This window comes from Glaciecola sp. 33A (assembly GCF_002836745.1).
Taxonomy (GTDB): Bacteria; Pseudomonadota; Gammaproteobacteria; order Enterobacterales; family Alteromonadaceae; genus Glaciecola.
The window spans coordinates 188,697-206,255 of record NZ_PJAR01000035.1; the positions used below are offsets into that span (position 1 = coordinate 188,697).

Sequence of the window (17,559 nt, forward strand, 5' to 3'; positions counted from 1 at the left end):
TGGGCTTTTTCAATTAAGTCTTCCATCAATAGTGCAAATAATCTTATGTTGAAGGTTCAATTGGATCAATCGGAACCAGCCGAATAACGCTGCTTTAACTTCATCACTTGCTCGCGCAAATCATCTGCTTTTACCTTATCTGCTGCAACCGGCTCACCTAAGGACACTGAAACTAATGACCACCTAAGGCGCGGCAGTCGCCATTTAGTCTTGCGACTAAACATACTTCCCCACAAACCACCTAAATGAAGAGGTATAACAGGCACAGGCGTTCGCTCAATGATCTTTTCTATACCACGACGAAAGGTATCAATAGACCCGTCATCGGTGAGTTTACCTTCAGGAAAAATACCCACTAGTTCACCTTGCTCAAGCGCCTGTGCAATATCTTCAAACGCCTTTTTGAATGCTTTTGGATTGGCTTTTTCACCGTCAATAGGAATAGCTTTGGCCATTTTAAATAACCAATGTAAGGCAAGAGAATGGTAAATAGGTGCAAACACCACAAAACGAATAGGCCTTGGTGAAGCAGCTAAAATAAACATCCAATCAACAAAGCTCACGTGATTGCCAATGATCACTGCAGGACCCTCTTCTGGAATATTTTGATCACCATTGGTACGTACTCTATACATACAAATTGCGAGTATATAGATCACAAAACGAAGAAAGAACTCCGGTACCTTGGTGTAAATATAAATTGAGATAAGTAGATTTAAACCAGCAAGTAATAATAGTAATTGAGGAATACTCCATTCAAAAATAGACAGGGTAAGAATGCTTAAAATAGCACTTCCTACCATGAACAATGCATTCAATACATTATTGGCAGCAATCACTCTTGAGCGTCTATCTTCTGTTGTACGCTGCTGAATGAGGGCATACAAGGGCACCGTATAAAAACCAGCAGCGATACCAATTGCCCCCATCCAGACTAAGTGCCAAAGCATATCGCCGGTGTCTAGCACTTGGCTCAATGTCAGCAGTACCTCAGTTGGCTTATTATAAGCCGTAATGGCGGGTTCTTGACTTAATAAATACAAAAATATCGTGATCAGAATGGCTCCAAACGGCACGATACCTAATTCAATTCTTGAACGCGACAGCTTTTCACAAAGGAGAGAACCAATCGCGATGCTTAACGAAAATACAACCAAGGCACTAGTAACCACGAGTTCGTCACCGCCCATCACATGTTTTACGTAATTTGGTAGCGAGGTCAGAATAATAGCCCCAATTAGCCAAAACCAACTGATCCCAATAACCGACTTGCCAACTGACTCAGTTTGCGCGTTCAGGGCCTGGAATACGTTTTTTGTGGAAGAGATAATGTTGAACGTAAATCGTAGATCAGGATCATTAGGTGCGCTGATGGGAATAAATCGACTGCAAATATAACCAATGGCGGCTAAACATAAAATGGCGATACTAATATAAACAGGGCCCGCTTCTTGGGTAATATAATAAGTACCAAATATAGTGCCTAACAAAATAGCCACAAAAGTACCTGATTCAACCAGACCATTAGCCTTTGTGAGCTCATTTCGTGCCACATGTTGCGGTAAAATGGAATACTTGAGAGGACCAAAAAAGGTGCTTTGCAGGCCCATAAAAAAGATCGTAACAAGCATTAACCAAAGGAGTTGAGTCATGATAGAAAAAGCACCAATGAGCATAATTGGCATTTCGCAGAACTTAACTATGCGGATCAGTTTGGATTTTTCCGTCTTTTCCGCCAGTTGACCGGCCATACCTGAAAATAGAAAGAATGGCAGTATAAACAGGCCCGCTGCCAAGTTAGAATAGAGTGCACCGTCGGCTACCGTTGTTGCTTGAAATATGAGTAGCAATAACACCGATTGCTTGTAAACATTATCATTCAGTGCCGAGAAAAACTGGGTCACAAACAAGGGTAGGAAACGCTTGCTGCTTAGCAATCCTCCCTCAAATTGATTAGTTAAAGGCGCTTTATCCTGCGGTATATTCTCTTGCATAGAATTCCGTTCTAAATGAGTATCAAATGCTAGTTAGCAGCACACATTACACACTTACTGGCTAAAATACGATCTAACTTTTTACCAATGCATTGACTGCCTTTAATGCATTGACTGAAAATCCATCTGCATAAAAATAAAGTACTTTGCCATCTGCATCCAAGAGCATAACGCGTGCATTGTTGGGCCGTTGATTCCCCGTATAACGTTGTACTTTGTCACCATCAGCATAAACGGTCACGACGCCTTTCCAAAGTTCTTTGGGAATACCTTTACGCATACCTCCATCAATGAATGTTTTAAACATTCTGGGAAACATACCTTTAATCGTTGGTATTTCATAAACCGCCACTCGCGTTTCAGTCATGTCTAAACCAATTAACCAACGGTCAATATCAAACTGAGAATCCTGCACATAACCAAATAATAAGAGTGTTTGCTGACCTGCAAAATCCTTAGGTATGACCACTATATCACCGGCTAAACTCTCGCCGGAAGCGTCAATCATGGTGTCACCGAGTGTCACTTGACTTGGATAATCGTAACTAGCGCAGCCCCCCAAAAATAAAGAGATAACGAACAAACTGAGTAAACGCTTTATCGATAACATGACTTTTCCTAATGTTAGTGCTTAGTTAATGGTGAATTAGTGGTGAATTAGTGGTGAATTAGTGATGAATTAGCAGTAATAGGTCACCTACAATGGGGATGACTATAGTAGTACGTGCTACCAAATAAAAGTTTATTTGTATAAGTACGTCAATTTAAACAGATTTTGACTGCCTTATTAACGCTGATTTTTATTTTACGGTGGCGGTATTTGCGAAGGTATCAGATTGCATGCAGGGCATCGGGTGTTTAAGCAGAGTGTTTAAGCAAGTGTTTAAGCAAAGTGTCAAATACCCATTCGACGTATTCTGGATATTAATCAAAAGTTCTCTGATATACTGACCGATAAGGTTCAGTACATACTCTATTCAACATCAAAAAACCAATGTGCACGATTACATTCAGTAGTGATTTACAATAATACAGAGCTGACTTAAACAGATACAGAGCCGCGCAAACACCAAGCGATAATATAAAATATATTAATTTGGATAAAAAAATTGCAAAAAATTATTGGCTATACCCTCGCTACTTTATTGATGGCCTTAAGTACTTGTGCCCTAGCGTCTAACACATCAGGAGTGCACGGCCCAGGAGTTAAGGGAGATGATCGAAGCATGCAACTTCGGCTGGCATTGTCGCCAAGTGACGAAGATGGCCAAGTTGATAATTGGGCTTACCGACTGCATTACCAACATTCCTTCAATGACCGAGTTAGAGGAAGAGTTGTAGTCCAATATAGAGACCGAGACACATTTGAATACGAATATGTTCGCGCTGAAATGCTGTATAACTTTAAGAAAAAAGAGACCGACGGTACGTGGTCCAGTGGTATTCGTTTCGATGTTCGCCAGCGCCGCAGCGACAACCCTGAGGAGTTCGCGATGCACTGGACAAATCAATGGGACTTCAAAAATGGGATAAGAGTTCGAGGCATTGTGGTTGGCTCATGGGAATTCGGCGGTGATAACGCAGGCAGTGGTACTGAAATTCAAACACGCTCAAGTGTCAGCAAAAAATTAGATAACGGACTCACCGTAGGCGTGGAAATGTTTAACGACCTAGGTCGTGTCGGTAGTTTTGGTTCTTTTAATAGTCAAGGTCATCAAATTGGGCCAATGGTAGGTGGTACCATCGGTGGCATCAAGTACGAAGTAAGGTATCTTGCTGGCGTATCCAACGGTAGCAGAGATCACAACTTTGGCTTTCGCATCAACAAATCGTTTTAAGCATCCTCATTTGGCTTTTTGTGAAGACAACCCTTTAGTCACATGCTCACGAAACGCCATTGCTGCATTTGAAACATGTTTTCCTTTAGGTAAAACCCAATACCAACTATTAGGTATTGGAAAGCCGTGTACTGGTAACTCTATCAAATTACCAGGGGCCATATGATTTAGCGCATGCTGACTAATAATGGCGATACCCAAGCCCGCCATAACCGACTCTTTTATGGCTTCGTTGCTAGCGATCGTGATCGGATTTTGCATTTTTATCCTATTTTCTTTGAAAAATGCTTCAATTGCATACCTTGTGCCAGACCCATTTTCACGCATTAACAAACGCTCGCCATACAACTCCTCCCATAAAATGTGTTCTTTATCTTTTAACGGATGACCTTGCTTGGCTATGACGACCAGTGGATTCTTAGTTAAGAAATCAGTCGTAATATCAAGTTCTCTTGGCGGGTTACTAAATACGTACAAGTCATCCAAGTTCTGTTTCAAACGTTGAATGATTTCTGCGCGGTTACCTATTTGAAATTCGGGCTCAATATTAGGATATGCTTGGCAAAATTCGCCAAGTAAAGTCGGAATGAGATATTTAGCGGTGGTCACAACACTAATCTTTAATCGCCCCACAGACAGTCCAGATCTCGCGGCCAAGCGCATTTCTAGGTTATCCATAACATCAAACATAGCGCGTGTCGCGTCAAGAACCTCCTGCCCCGTATCGGTTAAATAGAGTTTTTTGGAGACCAATTCGAACAGTTGACAGTCTAAAGCTTGGGCTAACTTTGCAATTTGTGTGGATACTGTCGGCTGAGCAAGATGCAGCGCTTTAGCTGCCAAAGTAACGCTAGTGTATTGAGCCACTGTCATAAAAATTTCAAGCTGTCGAAACGTAGTTTGCCTTGTGTGTAGGCGACGTGTCCAAGTCATATATCTATAATCATCTATACATAAATACAATGTAATCGATTATTACAGATGTAATATATCATTACAATCCTACTTTACTTAACAAGGCATTTAATTTTTAGCTTTCGCTGCTTTTCTTTTAAGTACTTTTCTTTTAAGTGCTTTTCTTTTAAGTACCTTAGCTCACAGCGCGGGTTAATGAATACATGCTATTACATTGCTACCTAAACCAAAGACGGAGTTTTTATGACACACCCTATTGTTCCTATCACAGTTGCTTATGGCGATGGTATTGGTCCCGAGATTATGCAAGCGACTCTGAAAGTGTTAGAGGCAGCAGGTGCACAAATCGCACCTGAAACCATAGAAATTGGTGAAAAAGTATATTTGAGCGGACAAACTAACGGCATTCAAGCTAGTTCTTGGGGATCATTGAGAAGAACTAAAGTGTTTCTAAAAGCGCCCATTACCACACCTCAAGGTGGCGGTTATAAAAGCCTAAACGTCAGTATGCGCAAAGCGCTAGGTTTATACGCTAACATCCGTCCCTGTATTTCATATGCTCCCTTTGTAAAAACCAAACACCCGATCATGGATCTGGTCATCGTGAGGGAAAACGAAGAAGATCTGTATGCCGGTATTGAACATAGGCAAACTGAGGACGTTTATCAGTGCCTTAAGTTAATTACGCGGCCTGGTTGTGAGCGAATTGTCCGTTATGCTTTTGAATATGCAAAGCAACAAAATCGTAAGCGAGTAACTTGCTTTGTTAAAGACAATATTATGAAGTTAACCGATGGCTTGTTTCACCAAATATTTAAAGATATCGCTGCCGAATACCCTGAGATCCAGCATGACAGTATGATAGTCGACATTGGCGCTGCCAGAGTGGCCGATACGCCGGAAGATTTCGACGTACTGGTTATGCCAAATTTGTATGGTGACATAATTTCAGATGTCGCCGCACAAATTGCCGGGTCTGTCGGCATGGCTGGTTCTGCCAATATTGGTGATCAATGTGCCATGTTCGAGGCTATTCATGGTTCAGCGCCCGATATTTCAGGTAAGAATATTGCCAACCCATCTGCCTTACTGCATGGCGCAATTCAGATGCTCTCCCATATTGGACAAAATGATATAGCTGAAAAAATTCATTGTGCTTGGTTAGTCACACTTGAACAAGGTTTGCACACCGCCGACATTTATAAACAAGGTCAAAGCAACACTTTATTAGGTACCGTTGAGTTTGCCGATGCCGTGATTGCCAACTTAGGCCAGTCACCTAAACAACTCAAAGCGCCATCATATGAAGGAAGCAAACCGCTTAAACTTCCCGTCGTTAGCTATAAAAAGCCGTGTAAAAAAGAATTGGTTGGTATTGATATCTTCCTGCAATGGCAAGATGGGATCCCTAAGAAACTTGGCGACACGCTAGTTAACTATGGCACTGCGCAACTTAATTTGAAATTAATCACCAATCGCGGTGTAAAAGTATGGCCCGAGGGTTTCCCAGAAACGTATTGCGTGGACCACTGGCGTTGCCGTTTTATGTCCCCCACCATGCAATTGAGCTTTGATGAAGTACTTAACGTGCAATCGCGCCTGCATGAAGCTGGGTTTGACGTGGTAAAAACTGAGAATCTGTATAACTTTAATAACGAACCTGGTTATGCAGCGGTGCATGGTTGAGTTATTAGAACACACTAGGTATATTAAAAAGGCTCTCAACTCATTGTATCGACAAGAATTGAGAGCCTTAGCATGTGCTACTCTATTTACAGCAATGAGCGGATAACGTACTGCAGGATCCCTCCATGACGGAAATATTCGAACTCATTTGGCGTATCAATACGAATATCTGTATCAAAACTGAATTCACTGCCGTCTTCTCTTAGTACCTTAACCTTGACTTGCTTTTGCTTGGCTTTAACCGCTTCAATAGAAAACTGCTCGCTGCCGTCTAACTTATAAGTATGCGCGCCTTCCCCTGATAAAAACTGTAGGGGTAAAATACCCATACCAATAAGGTTAGAACGATGAATACGTTCGTAAGTTTCTGCAATTGCGGCCTTTACACCCAGCAATAGCGGACCTTTTGCAGCCCAATCTCGAGAACTCCCGGTTCCGTATTCTTTACCCGCAATAACAATAGTAGGCACTTTATCAGCGATATATTGTTGCGCTGCGTCGAATATGGTCATTTGTTCACCACTGGGTTGTTTACGGGTGAAACCGCCTTCGGTGCCGGGCGCGAGTTCATTGCGTAACCTGACATTAGCAAACGTGCCACGCATCATTACTTCGTGATTACCGCGACGCGAACCATACGAGTTAAAATCTTTTGGCTCAACGTGATTGGCACGCAAATATTCAGCTGCCGGTGTATCGTTGCCAATAGCACCCGCTGGCGAAATATGGTCAGTGGTGACACTATCAGCCAACTTTAATAAACAGCGCGCTTTTTCAATCGCTTTTACCGGTTCAGGCTTAGCCTGCATATTGGTAAAAAAACTGGGTTTTTTTACATAGCTGCTATCAGGCCAATCATAAATATTTGCATCAACCGTTTCGAGGTTTTGCCAAACCTCACCACCGTCATAAATACTGCCGTACTTATCGGTAAACATAGACTCATTGACAACGTCTGTGACGATGCTCTGAATACTTTCTTGGCTTGGCCATAAATCCCTAAGATAGACCGGCTTGCCATCATGACTAGTGCCCAGAGGTTCTTTGGTAATATCGATATTCATATTACCCGCAATAGCATAAGCCACCACCAATGGCGGCGACGCTAAATAGTTCGCTTTTACCTCAGCGTGTATTCTGCCCTCAAAGTTACGGTTACCCGATAACACTGCCGTTACCGTTAATTGGCCTGCTTTTATGGCCTCGGAAATAGGTTCTGGTAGTGGCCCAGAGTTACCTATACAAGTAGTGCAGCCATAGCCCACTAGGTTAAAACCCATTGTGTCGAGTTCTTTAGACAAACCGGCTTTATTTAAATATTCGGTTACTACCTGCGAGCCCGGTGCGAAACTAGTTTTCACCCAAGGCTTAACCTTTAGGCCCAGTTCGTTGGCTTTCTTAGCCACTAATGCAGCGGCCACTAACACAGATGGATTAGACGTATTAGTGCAACTGGTGATAGCAGCGATAACCACAGCGCCTTCATCTAGTTCAAAATCCTGGCCATTCAAATGACAAGAAACGCTATTTTTTGCTGTTTCCATTAAGGGACCACCTTCACTCTCAAAGCGACCTTGTTGGATATCATCGGGGGCAATAGCGAGTTCCTTTTGCTCCGCTATCCATGCTTTAAATGCGGATGATGCATGGTCTAAATCAATTCTATCTTGTGGTCTTTTAGGTCCTGCAATAGCCGGCACTACTTCACTCAAATTAAGCGTTAAAGTAGCATGGTATTGGGCATCTTCCTGCGCTTCACTGCCCCACATTCCTTGCGCTTTGGAGTAAGCTTCTATTATGTCAATTTGCTGTTGACTGCGTCCGGTCAATGCGAGGTATTTACTGGTTTGTTCATCAATCGGAAATAAACCACACGTTGCGCCATATTCGGGCGACATATTGGCTATTGTCGCGCGATCCGCGACAGTTAAATGTTTTACCCCAGCACCAAAAAATTCAACAAACTTGCCAACCACACCAAACGCTCGCAACTGTTGGGTAACGGCCAATACTAAATCAGTGGCTGTTGTGCCCGCGGGTAATTTACCGGTCAACTGCATACCGATGACCTCTGGTATTAACATGGTTACCGGTTGACCAAGCATTGCGGCTTCAGCTTCAATGCCACCAACGCCCCAGCCTAGTACACCTAAACCGTTAATCATGGTGGTGTGAGAGTCAGTGCCAACGAGCGTATCAGGATACAAAACCACCGCGTCTTGCTGTTCTTCAACAAAAGTGACCCGCGCCAAGAATTCTAAATTCACTTGGTGCACAATACCTTTTCCTGGCGGTACCACTTTAAAATTGCTGAAAGCGCTTTGGCCCCACTTCAAAAATTGATAACGTTCTTTATTGCGCTTAACTTCAATTTCAGTGTTATTTTTAAATGAATCTTTACTACCAAACTCATCCACCATAATAGAATGATCGATCACTAAGTCTACCGGTTTAAGTGGATTTATCTTGTTAGGGTCACCGCCTAAATCTAGCATCGCATCTCGCATGGCAGCTAAATCTACTATTGCGGGTACACCGGTAAAATCCTGTAATATCACTCGCGAAGGTACAAAAGCAATTTCAGTCTGCGTTGAAGATTTTGTGTCCCACTTTGCTAAGGTTTGAATATCTTCTGGCTGGACATATTGTTCATTGCTATGACGGAGTAAATTTTCTAACAAAATTTTAGCCGTCAGAGGTAGTCGTTTGATGTTGGTACCAGCACTGGATAAATCAAAGTATTGATAGTTTTTATCTTTTACAGAAAGTACGGATATATATTTATTTGATGACTTCACTTGGGTTCCTTGTTTTGTTTGAAATTTTCAATCTAACGTTTAACAGCTAAACTAAGTTTTGAGGATCCAGTAACTTACTCAGTTCTTGAGGGTCTATATCGGTCATTTCTTTTGCTACATCTATAATGGGTTTTTTAGTAGCATAGGCTCGCTTTGCTATTTCAGTCGCTTTTTCATAACCGATAAGACTGTTTAAAGCCGTTACTAAAATCGGATTATATGCCAATACACTTTGCAAATTTTCTTGGTTTACCTCAAATGTTAAAATCACCTTAGTAACTAATAGTTTTGCGCTATTGGCTAAAATATTGATGCTCTGTAGTAGATTATAGGCTATTACCGGCAAATAGGTATTAAGTTGAAAATTACCCCCTTGCCCGGCAATCGTGATTGTCATGTCATTACCAATAACTTGCGCGCAAGCCATACAGACAGCTTCTGGAATAACAGGATTGACCTTGCCCGGCATTATGCTGCTGCCTGCCTGTAATTCAGGTAAGGTAATTTCGCCCAGTCCGGCCAACGGCCCACTGTTTTGCCAGCGTATGTCATTACTGATTTTCATCAGCGAGGTTGCTAGTGTTTTGAGATGACCACTTACTTCTACTGCCGTGTCTTGGCAACTGATAGCTTCGAAAAAGTTATCGTTTGGAGAAAATGTAATGCCCGTAATTTCACTCAATTCAGCACATGCTGAAGCACTAAATGCAGGGCTAGAATTTAAGCCTGTACCAATAGCTGAACCACCGAGTGCGAGCTTACTAAGACGACTATAACTCGACTCTAGCCTCTCAATATTATTGACGATTTGCTTTTGCCAAGCGCCTAATTCTTGTCCCATAGTCATAGGAAGTGCATCCATTAAATGGGTGCGCCCGGTTTTTATGGTCGTTTGAAGCGAGTTGCTACGAGTCATTAACGCATCGCTGAGCAGGCGAAGGCTGGGGATGAGATTGTTTTTCAAGCCTAAATAAACGCTGACATGAATAGCACTAGGAATAGTGTCGTTGGAACTTTGGCTCATATTAACGTGATCATTAGGGTGTACTGTTTCGCCATATTCAGATCGACAAAGCTCGCTAAGTACCTCGTTCATGTTCATATTTGTGCTAGTGCCAGACCCCGTTTGAAAAACGTCTAACACAAACTGCTCATCATGCAGCCCATTGATTACTTGAGTTGCAGCCATCTTTATCGCTTTTGCTCGTTTACTATCGAGCTTTCCTGTCTCTTGGTTTGCACCTGCACAGGCTTTTTTGATCATTGCCAAGCTGTGAATAAAATCTGTTGGCATGGTTATTCCGCTAATAGGAAAATTATCTAGCGCTTTTTTTGTTTCTTTTCCGTAAAGCATCATCGGTCCTAGGGGCTTAACAATACTATTAATATAAACACACAAACCCGTTTTAGTACAAACGAACTTGATTTCAAAACAAAGAACAGCACAAGGGCTTCTGCTCCTAAACGACGACGATGCCGCGAATGAACTGTTTTATTTGGGCATTGCAGTGTTGAGTGCGAGGACAAATTCAGTGGAGATTTACTAATAAGTATTGTTTGCTGAAACATGAAGCACGTTTTGTGGAAAACACTATTTTTTTGCTTTCATCGTCATTGCTCAGGTTTTTAAAGCCAGGGCGGTTAACCCGATAATAATTAAACCGAGGACCGCGGGTAACCACAGATTAAAAAGAATAGATTCGATGCGTTACCAAATGCGCCAGATTCTGGAGGTCAAGAGTCATATAAATAGTTTGAGCCTAACGGCAGGCCAGTATCGTAGCTTGGATATATGCCATGCTGAACCTCGATGACAAAGTTAAACCTTAACCTTACCATGTTAATTGTTTATTTTAACAGCTTATCAATGCCTCATCGGCTTTAATATAGGACGTATAGATAATGTGTAGCACCTTGTTTCGTCTATAAAATAAAATTAATGTATACGCTGTTTCGATACGATACATAGATAAAGCATAACTACTGGCAATCGTTTTTTTGCTTAAATACTCAACGACAATAATTAATGACAGAACGTAAAGGTAAGCGAATGAATTATCCGTGGCACAAAGAGGCAAACAACATATTTACTGGCGTACTTCTTATTCAGTGGATTGCGACAATTGTAATTGGTTTGTTCACCGACACGCTGGTTATCGGAGCAACGCTGGGCACACTTATTGTCGCTTTACCATTAGTTATGACAAGAGTAAGTCCTTATAGTGCAGCCACGAGGCATGTCGTTGCAATTGGTACTCAATTAATCACTGCATTGCATATTCAGCAACTCATGGGCTTGACTGAGATGCACTTTGCCGTGTTTGCCCTACTTGCTTTTCTAAGTATTTATAGAGACTGGAAGGTTATTATCACCGGAGTCGCCGTTGTTGCAGTGCATCACTTCTTGTTTTTTGCGTTACAAAGTTCTATTTCTGGAATTTATCTTTTTGAAGATGGTCGTCTCTCTTATGGAATACTGTCAATACATGCATTCTTCGCTGTCGCGGAGGGAATTGTGCTTGCCATTTCTGCGCGTAGTGGCGAGTTGGAGTCTAAATCAGGGTTCGAGTTAAGCAAAGCTATTGATGGAATTGTCGGCACGGATAAAATCAGCATCGGCAAAAGTGTTACAGGTGATGCTAAATCTATTCAAGACTTTAATCGGTTAATCGCATCAATCCGCTCATTAGTTATAAACCTTAAAGCCAGTGGCGATAACTCGAAGAACCTATCTGACAGCTTATCTGAAAGCTCAGATGGTTCGATGATGAGGGCGAAAGAAAATCAAAGTGAAGTCGAGCAAATTAGAATGGCGTTAGAGCAAGTTAGCTTGGCAAATGCGGAAGTGTCCAGAAGCGTGGTTGATATTGATAATCTTAGTCAAGAAGCGAGTAAAGGAACCAACAATGCAAAAAGTATTATTGACAGAAATTCAGACGATGCGAAAAATTTAAAAGCTGATATTGATACTGCCGCCTCTTCAATCGAGAGTTTATCGGCGATGTGTAATAAGATTGATACCGCTATGGCGGCGATTAAAAGTATTTCTGATCAAACAAATTTACTCGCACTGAATGCTGCTATAGAGTCTGCAAGAGCCGGTGAGCATGGTCGAGGCTTTGCTGTAGTCGCTGATGAAGTGAGAACCTTATCTGTGAAAACAGGCCAAAATGCAGAAGAGATAGGCAAAATAACCAGTAAGCTAATTGAAGGCTCTATTGAGGCTGTCGCGATTATGTCAGCTTGCGCAAAACGCGTTGAAGATAACGTCGCTGGCTCAAATGAGGCGAGCAAGAGTATTGGTGAAATAAACTCCCTTATCGATAGATTAAGTCAAAACACCAGTTCGGTTGCAGCATCATCGGAAGAGCAATCTATGATGTCTGTTACCATTTCCGGATCAGCTAAAAAGTTATCTGATTTGACTAATCTTCAAGTAAAAGATATTGAAGCTAATCTTTCAGAGCTGATGGATTTAAAGAGTGAAATTGCTGGGCTGCACAACGAGCTTGCTAAGTTCGAAGCGTAGACTGGTGACGTTAAGTAAAAAAAACGCCCTCTTAGCCGTTATTATTCCTTTATGGTTGATAATTGCTACTGTTGGGCTTTTGTTTACTAGCAAAAGCACTGAAAAACCTTTTGACCCCAACGGCGCGCTTTATTTAGCGTCGAATAAACCTGATTTCGACAGTCAAGTTAATCGCCTATTATATGGGGTGTTACATACGTCATTAAATAACGTGGTAGTGCACATCACCAGCAGCAATAACTGCCTTTGTCAGCTTACTGCCACCAGACATATCAAGTCGGTGAAAGACGCTGCTGAGTATATCGGTAAAAGAAATGAGACGGTTTACATTGAAAACATTCAAGGCTTGTCCAACATTCTAACAAGCACACCAGCCGTCGCTGTGTTTGATGACCTCGGCAATCTGAGTTATTTAGGTCCCTATTCAACAGGTATTGGATGCCTCTCCGGCAATGGCACTGTTGAGCCTTATCTTGACGTCAAAAGCACCTTGGGAGCAATCGTTCCTTTGGAGTCAACCGGTTGTTACTGTAATGTTTAATTTATAGATAAGATGTTTAATTTATAGATAAGATGTTTAGCTGATAATCGATGTAGTCGTTGAGACTCTCATCTACCGGCGTTACAGACAACCCTAGCCTGGTTTTTATCAGTATGGTTGACAATAATCAGATTCTTCCCCCAGCTTTATTATAAACTTAAGCCTATAGTAATCGGATATTTTGGCATATACGGTCGCTTATTTATGCAGTTATGATTAAATACACGCGGTCTAACCAATTAAGTATGATGAAGATCAGACCCTCAAGGTAAGAGTTTACTGCCTTGGTCAACACGTTAATTAGAAGGAATAAAAATGGAATATCGTCGTTTAGGTAAAGCCGGACTCAAAGTGTCTGCATTATCACTTGGATCTTGGGTTACGTTTGGCAAGCAAGTTGATATGAATGACGCCAAACATTTACTAAAAACTGCATACGATGGTGGTATCAACTTTTTTGATAACGCCGAGGGCTATGAAGCGGGCGAATCCGAGAGAATAATGGGTGATGCGATAGCGGGCTTAGGCTTAGCACGCGACACTTTTGCTGTGTCTTCAAAAGTATTTTGGGGTGGCGACAAGCAAATGCAGTTAGGCCTGAGTGCCAAGCATGTTCGCGATGCTTGTGATGGGGCACTAAAACGCTTACGCGTTGATTACCTGGACATGTATTTTTGCCATCGACCAGATGTCGACACCCCAATTGAAGAAACCGTGCGCGCCATGCATAACCTAGTGCAGCAGGGTAAAGTGATATACTGGGGGACTTCTGAATGGTCATCACAACAGATCACTCAAGCACATGCTATTGCAAGACAAGAGCACTTAACTGCGCCCACAATGGAACAACCTCAATATAACTTATTACATCGTGACAAAGTGGATGGCGAGTTCAATACCTTATATGAAGAGTTTGGAATGGGTACCACTATTTGGTCACCACTGGCCAGCGGATTACTAACGGGGAAATACAACGATGGCATTCCGGATGACAGTCGTCTCGCACTGCCAGGGTACGAATGGTTGCGCGATTTGTGGACTAGCGAAGATGGCAAAAAGAAGCTCGAGAAAATCCGCCAATTAAGCATATTGTCAAAAGAGCTAGACATCAGTATGACGCATTTATCAATTGCTTGGTGCTTGAAGAATCCGAATGTAAGCACGGTTATTCTGGGTGCGTCGCGTTTATCGCAGCTAACAGACAACTTAAGCGCAATGAATGCCGTTGCTAAGCTAACACCAGAGGTAATTGCGCGCATCGAAACAATAGTTGCGAACAAGCCTGCGGCTGCGGAGCGTTTTGGCCAATAGGTCAAACGATCGCAATTAGTGCATCGAACTGCCAGTATGGATGACAAGTGAATCGACAAGCTAATGCAATTAAACCAGAGTAATGAAAAAATTGAGCTTATATACAACTAATCATCATATTGTGACGTAGTAATATTAGGAGTAATATAAGTAATGAACATTCAGCTGTGGTTCAGGCCATAGCGTCTAAGGTATTAAGTTACAACACCACAAATGCGTAGAATATGCGCCCGGGAGTTCAATCATGAAACATATCGCCATCGCTGCTTTTTCCGTCAGTTTACTGTTTTTTTCAGCCACCAGTCTGGCTCAGGCCGAAGTTGAAATAACTTGGCAAGATCCAGAAAAATTTGATGATGTCAGGTCAGCATCTGAATCTCGAGTAAAATTTAGGGAACGTACCTTTAAAGAACTCGACGAATATATCAATGAACTCGTTGAAGATTTACCCAAGGGTCAAAAGTTAGTCATGAATGTCACCAATTTAGACTTAGCCGGTGACGTTTTACCTGCATCCTTTGCGGGCTTAGGTCAGAGCATGTCTGACGTGCGCGTTGTTAAACCTATATACATCCCGCGCATGAGTTTTAGTTATCAGTTATTAAGCAGCGACGGTACCGTGCTGCAAGAGAAAGAGGTGAAATTAAAAGACATGTCATTTTCAAACAGCCATAACCGTTTTTTTTCCAGTGACGCATTACGTTATGAAAAAAACATGATAGCTGATTGGTTTGAGGGTGAGTTTGCAAAGTCAGATACTGAAAAATAACCATCTCGAGTTATTTTCCGTGCGGTATTGCAAACTCCATAGAAGATAGACGTCAAAAAGCCGGAATAATCCGGCTTTTTTTTCTTCGTGGTCAGCTAATTTCCTTGCTAATCATAGTCCGTGAACGTTAGTGTCTATCGTTTCACTAACAGTTGAGCCCTTTATAAGGGCAGGGTATCCCGAATTAACGGGTTTATTTGCCATCTACTGGCGACCGTCTTGTATGTTAGCTCGTTCCTCTAGGTGTAAAACTAACTTTAATGTCATCGCTCACATTTGGACGATACAAAGCATAAACGACGATGACATTTAGCTACTCTTAGTAAGCAATTTTTTTGCTTAAAGCAACCTGAGTCATACCTAAAGCATAGTCCAAGATTCGAAATTTAAAAGGTAAAATTGCTTCTTTTTTGCAACAAATAAGACTAACGAAAGAGGTTTTTATTACTTAATTCAATTCTGCTATGTGTATAAATTGTGGTAAAAGCTCGTTGTTGCATTCTATTCAGCTGGTTGAAGATACGCATCTAAATCAACCAATTTCAGCTATAAACTGTTAATATTCCTTTTAAGCTCTACTACGTTGTTAAATTTAAATATGAAAAATAAAGTATCACCTGAAGTTGAAGCGCAAGCAATGAAAATGGCCAAAGGCACGCAAAAAGCGGGGCAAACCAAAGAGCAAACGAAGTTGATTGCCCAAGGTATTAGAAAAGGCATTGCTGAATATAAAAAACAGCAGGGTAAGAAGTCACGTGAAATGGATAAACAGCGTAAACAAAAAACAAAGCAGCAAGAGAACGAAAGCACCGAAACAGTGGATCAGACATCGACTACTGATTCGACCAAAATTCTGCCATGGATATTGCTGGCGTTAAGCTGGTTGGGTTTTGCTGGCTATCTACTTGTATTTGGTATTTAGTGATTGAGGATACTGTCAACTTATTGAATGGGCCTTTATTGCGCAACAATTTAGCTAATTGGTCGTTTAACACGTTGTCATCTTCGACTATTAGAGTATGGGCCTGTAATTAAGATGTCAGTTCAATAATCTTAAACCAAGTAAAATCGGCAAGTGCAGAGTACAATAAATACAGCGTTACTTTTTACAGATAGAATTTTTACATGGCAAAACGAGTTTTAATCATAGGGTCAATAGGCCTAATTCTTGGGTTTTTAGGCTATCAGTTGTTTGCTACTCAAAATTTTGACATTGAACTGGAACAGCCCTCAACAACCTGCCTAGAGCCAAAAGGAATGGCCTTTGTTGAAGGTGGTACTTTTACAATGGGTGCCGGTGCAGTATACGCAGAAGAGATGCCCGCCATACAAAACGTAGTAAAAGATTTTTATATGGATCGTCATGAAGTAACCAATTTGCAGTTTGCCGACTTTATTCAAGCGACGGGCTATGTAACGATGGCTCAAAGAGTCCCCAACGCTGACGACTACCCTGATATTCCTGCTGAGTTATTAACGCCCGGCTCTGCGGTATTTGTTAAACTTTCTCAAGCAGTTGAGGCGTCTACTTTCTTTAATTGGTGGCACTTTACTGAAGGAGCCAATTGGAAAAATCCGTTAGGTCCTAATAGCAATATCCTAGATAAAGACCATTTCCCAGTCATACATATCGCCTATGACGATGCACAGGCATATGCCAAGTGGAAAGGACATCGATTACCAACAGAGGCTGAGTATGAGTATGCAAGTAGAGGGGGCTTAGATGGTGCTAAGTATGCAAGCGGAAGTACATTACTCCATAATGGAAAATATATAGCCAACACCTGGCAAGGTTTATTCCCTTTTAACGACACCGCAGAGGATGGCTATGTAGGTTTAGCACCAGTGGGTTGCTATCCTGCAAACCATTTTGGCATTCACGACTTGATTGGAAATGTATGGGAATGGACTCAAAGTGTCTATTATCCGCGTCATTTTGATCCCAGTCATCTTCCCGCAAACCTTCCAGCAAAGGGGTATGATGAAAAGCAACCGGGTATTGCCGTTGGCGTAATAAAGGGAGGTTCCTATTTATGTGCAGAGGATTTTTGCATGCGCTACCGTCCGGCAGCGAGACATGCACAAGATACTGGGCTGGGAACCAGCCATATTGGATTTAGAACGGTAAAAGATCCTTAATTTCCTAGAGTGACATTTTCTTAAAACTAGGAAAAATCT

At 41.8% G+C, this 17,559-nt stretch carries 13 protein-coding genes; 8 read left to right on the forward strand and 5 right to left on the reverse strand.

All coding sequences use genetic code 11. The features are described from left to right. Positions 1–65 precede the first annotated feature (65 nt). Positions 66–1,994 (reverse strand): MFS transporter, encoded by a 1,929-nt coding sequence (locus CXF81_RS07105; RefSeq protein WP_101180665.1) that lies wholly within the window; start codon positions 1,992–1,994, stop codon positions 66–68. 73 nt (positions 1,995–2,067) lie between these two features. After that, on the reverse strand, positions 2,068–2,604 hold the full coding sequence (locus CXF81_RS07110; RefSeq protein WP_101180666.1) for a hypothetical protein: 537 nt from the start codon (positions 2,602–2,604) through the stop codon (positions 2,068–2,070). 499 nt (positions 2,605–3,103) lie between these two features. Between CXF81_RS07110 and CXF81_RS07115 the strand changes: the two genes are divergently transcribed. Next, a complete protein-coding gene (locus tag CXF81_RS07115) occupies positions 3,104–3,832 on the forward strand; it encodes a hypothetical protein (protein ID WP_232771817.1) in 729 nt (242 codons plus the stop codon). A gap of 6 nt (positions 3,833–3,838) precedes the next feature. On the opposite strand, the gene CXF81_RS07120 is transcribed toward CXF81_RS07115, so the two are convergent. Further along, positions 3,839–4,705, reverse strand: coding sequence for a LysR family transcriptional regulator (locus CXF81_RS07120; RefSeq protein ID WP_232771818.1), 867 nt, complete (start codon positions 4,703–4,705; stop codon positions 3,839–3,841). Between the two features lie 285 nt (positions 4,706–4,990). Between CXF81_RS07120 and CXF81_RS07125 the strand changes: the two genes are divergently transcribed. Next, positions 4,991–6,433: an NADP-dependent isocitrate dehydrogenase gene (locus CXF81_RS07125; protein WP_101180668.1), complete on the forward strand. Its 1,443-nt coding sequence runs from the start codon at positions 4,991–4,993 to the stop codon at positions 6,431–6,433. 86 nt (positions 6,434–6,519) lie between these two features. Here the strand turns inward: CXF81_RS07125 and acnA are convergent, their stop codons facing one another. Continuing rightward, positions 6,520–9,231 carry an aconitate hydratase AcnA gene (gene acnA, locus CXF81_RS07130; RefSeq protein WP_101180669.1) on the reverse strand — a complete coding sequence of 904 codons (2,712 nt, stop codon included), beginning with the start codon at positions 9,229–9,231 and terminating at the stop codon, positions 6,520–6,522. 46 nt (positions 9,232–9,277) lie between these two features. Further along, complete coding sequence (locus tag CXF81_RS07135) at positions 9,278–10,585, reverse strand: lyase family protein (RefSeq protein ID WP_101180670.1); 1,308 nt, start codon at positions 10,583–10,585, stop codon at positions 9,278–9,280. Between the two features lie 672 nt (positions 10,586–11,257). On the opposite strand from CXF81_RS07135, the gene CXF81_RS07140 reads away from it, so the two are divergent. From CXF81_RS07140 to CXF81_RS07165, 6 genes are all read left to right on the forward strand, one after another. Beyond that, entirely contained in the window at positions 11,258–12,760 is a 1,503-nt protein-coding gene (locus tag CXF81_RS07140; RefSeq protein WP_101180671.1) for a methyl-accepting chemotaxis protein, read from the forward strand. A gap of 4 nt (positions 12,761–12,764) precedes the next feature. Next, positions 12,765–13,301: a DUF6436 domain-containing protein gene (locus CXF81_RS07145; protein WP_101180672.1), complete on the forward strand. Its 537-nt coding sequence runs from the start codon at positions 12,765–12,767 to the stop codon at positions 13,299–13,301. Between the two features lie 315 nt (positions 13,302–13,616). Beyond that, positions 13,617–14,612 (forward strand): aldo/keto reductase, encoded by a 996-nt coding sequence (locus tag CXF81_RS07150; protein WP_101180673.1) that lies wholly within the window; start codon positions 13,617–13,619, stop codon positions 14,610–14,612. A 244-nt stretch (positions 14,613–14,856) separates the two neighbouring features. After that, on the forward strand, positions 14,857–15,381 hold the full coding sequence (locus tag CXF81_RS07155; protein ID WP_101180674.1) for a DUF3016 domain-containing protein: 525 nt from the start codon (positions 14,857–14,859) through the stop codon (positions 15,379–15,381). A gap of 598 nt (positions 15,382–15,979) precedes the next feature. Continuing rightward, positions 15,980–16,303: a DUF2956 domain-containing protein gene (locus CXF81_RS07160; protein WP_101180693.1), complete on the forward strand. Its 324-nt coding sequence runs from the start codon at positions 15,980–15,982 to the stop codon at positions 16,301–16,303. A gap of 203 nt (positions 16,304–16,506) precedes the next feature. Then, a complete protein-coding gene (locus tag CXF81_RS07165) occupies positions 16,507–17,520 on the forward strand; it encodes a formylglycine-generating enzyme family protein (RefSeq protein WP_101180675.1) in 1,014 nt (337 codons plus the stop codon). Positions 17,521–17,559 lie beyond the last annotated feature (39 nt).

Coding starts and splice junctions, on each gene's coding strand:
- CXF81_RS07140 (WP_101180671.1), top strand. CDS start 11,258: ATGACAGAACGTAAAGGTAAGCGAATGAATTATCCGTGGCACAAAGAG.
- CXF81_RS07110 (WP_101180666.1), bottom strand. CDS start 2,604: ATGTTATCGATAAAGCGTTTACTCAGTTTGTTCGTTATCTCTTTATTT.
- CXF81_RS07135 (WP_101180670.1), bottom strand. CDS start 10,585: ATGCTTTACGGAAAAGAAACAAAAAAAGCGCTAGATAATTTTCCTATT.
- CXF81_RS07155 (WP_101180674.1), top strand. CDS start 14,857: ATGAAACATATCGCCATCGCTGCTTTTTCCGTCAGTTTACTGTTTTTT.
- CXF81_RS07125 (WP_101180668.1), top strand. CDS start 4,991: ATGACACACCCTATTGTTCCTATCACAGTTGCTTATGGCGATGGTATT.
- CXF81_RS07105 (WP_101180665.1), bottom strand. CDS start 1,994: ATGCAAGAGAATATACCGCAGGATAAAGCGCCTTTAACTAATCAATTT.
- CXF81_RS07150 (WP_101180673.1), top strand. CDS start 13,617: ATGGAATATCGTCGTTTAGGTAAAGCCGGACTCAAAGTGTCTGCATTA.
- CXF81_RS07160 (WP_101180693.1), top strand. CDS start 15,980: ATGAAAAATAAAGTATCACCTGAAGTTGAAGCGCAAGCAATGAAAATG.
- CXF81_RS07120 (WP_232771818.1), bottom strand. CDS start 4,705: ATGACAGTGGCTCAATACACTAGCGTTACTTTGGCAGCTAAAGCGCTG.
- CXF81_RS07165 (WP_101180675.1), top strand. CDS start 16,507: ATGGCAAAACGAGTTTTAATCATAGGGTCAATAGGCCTAATTCTTGGG.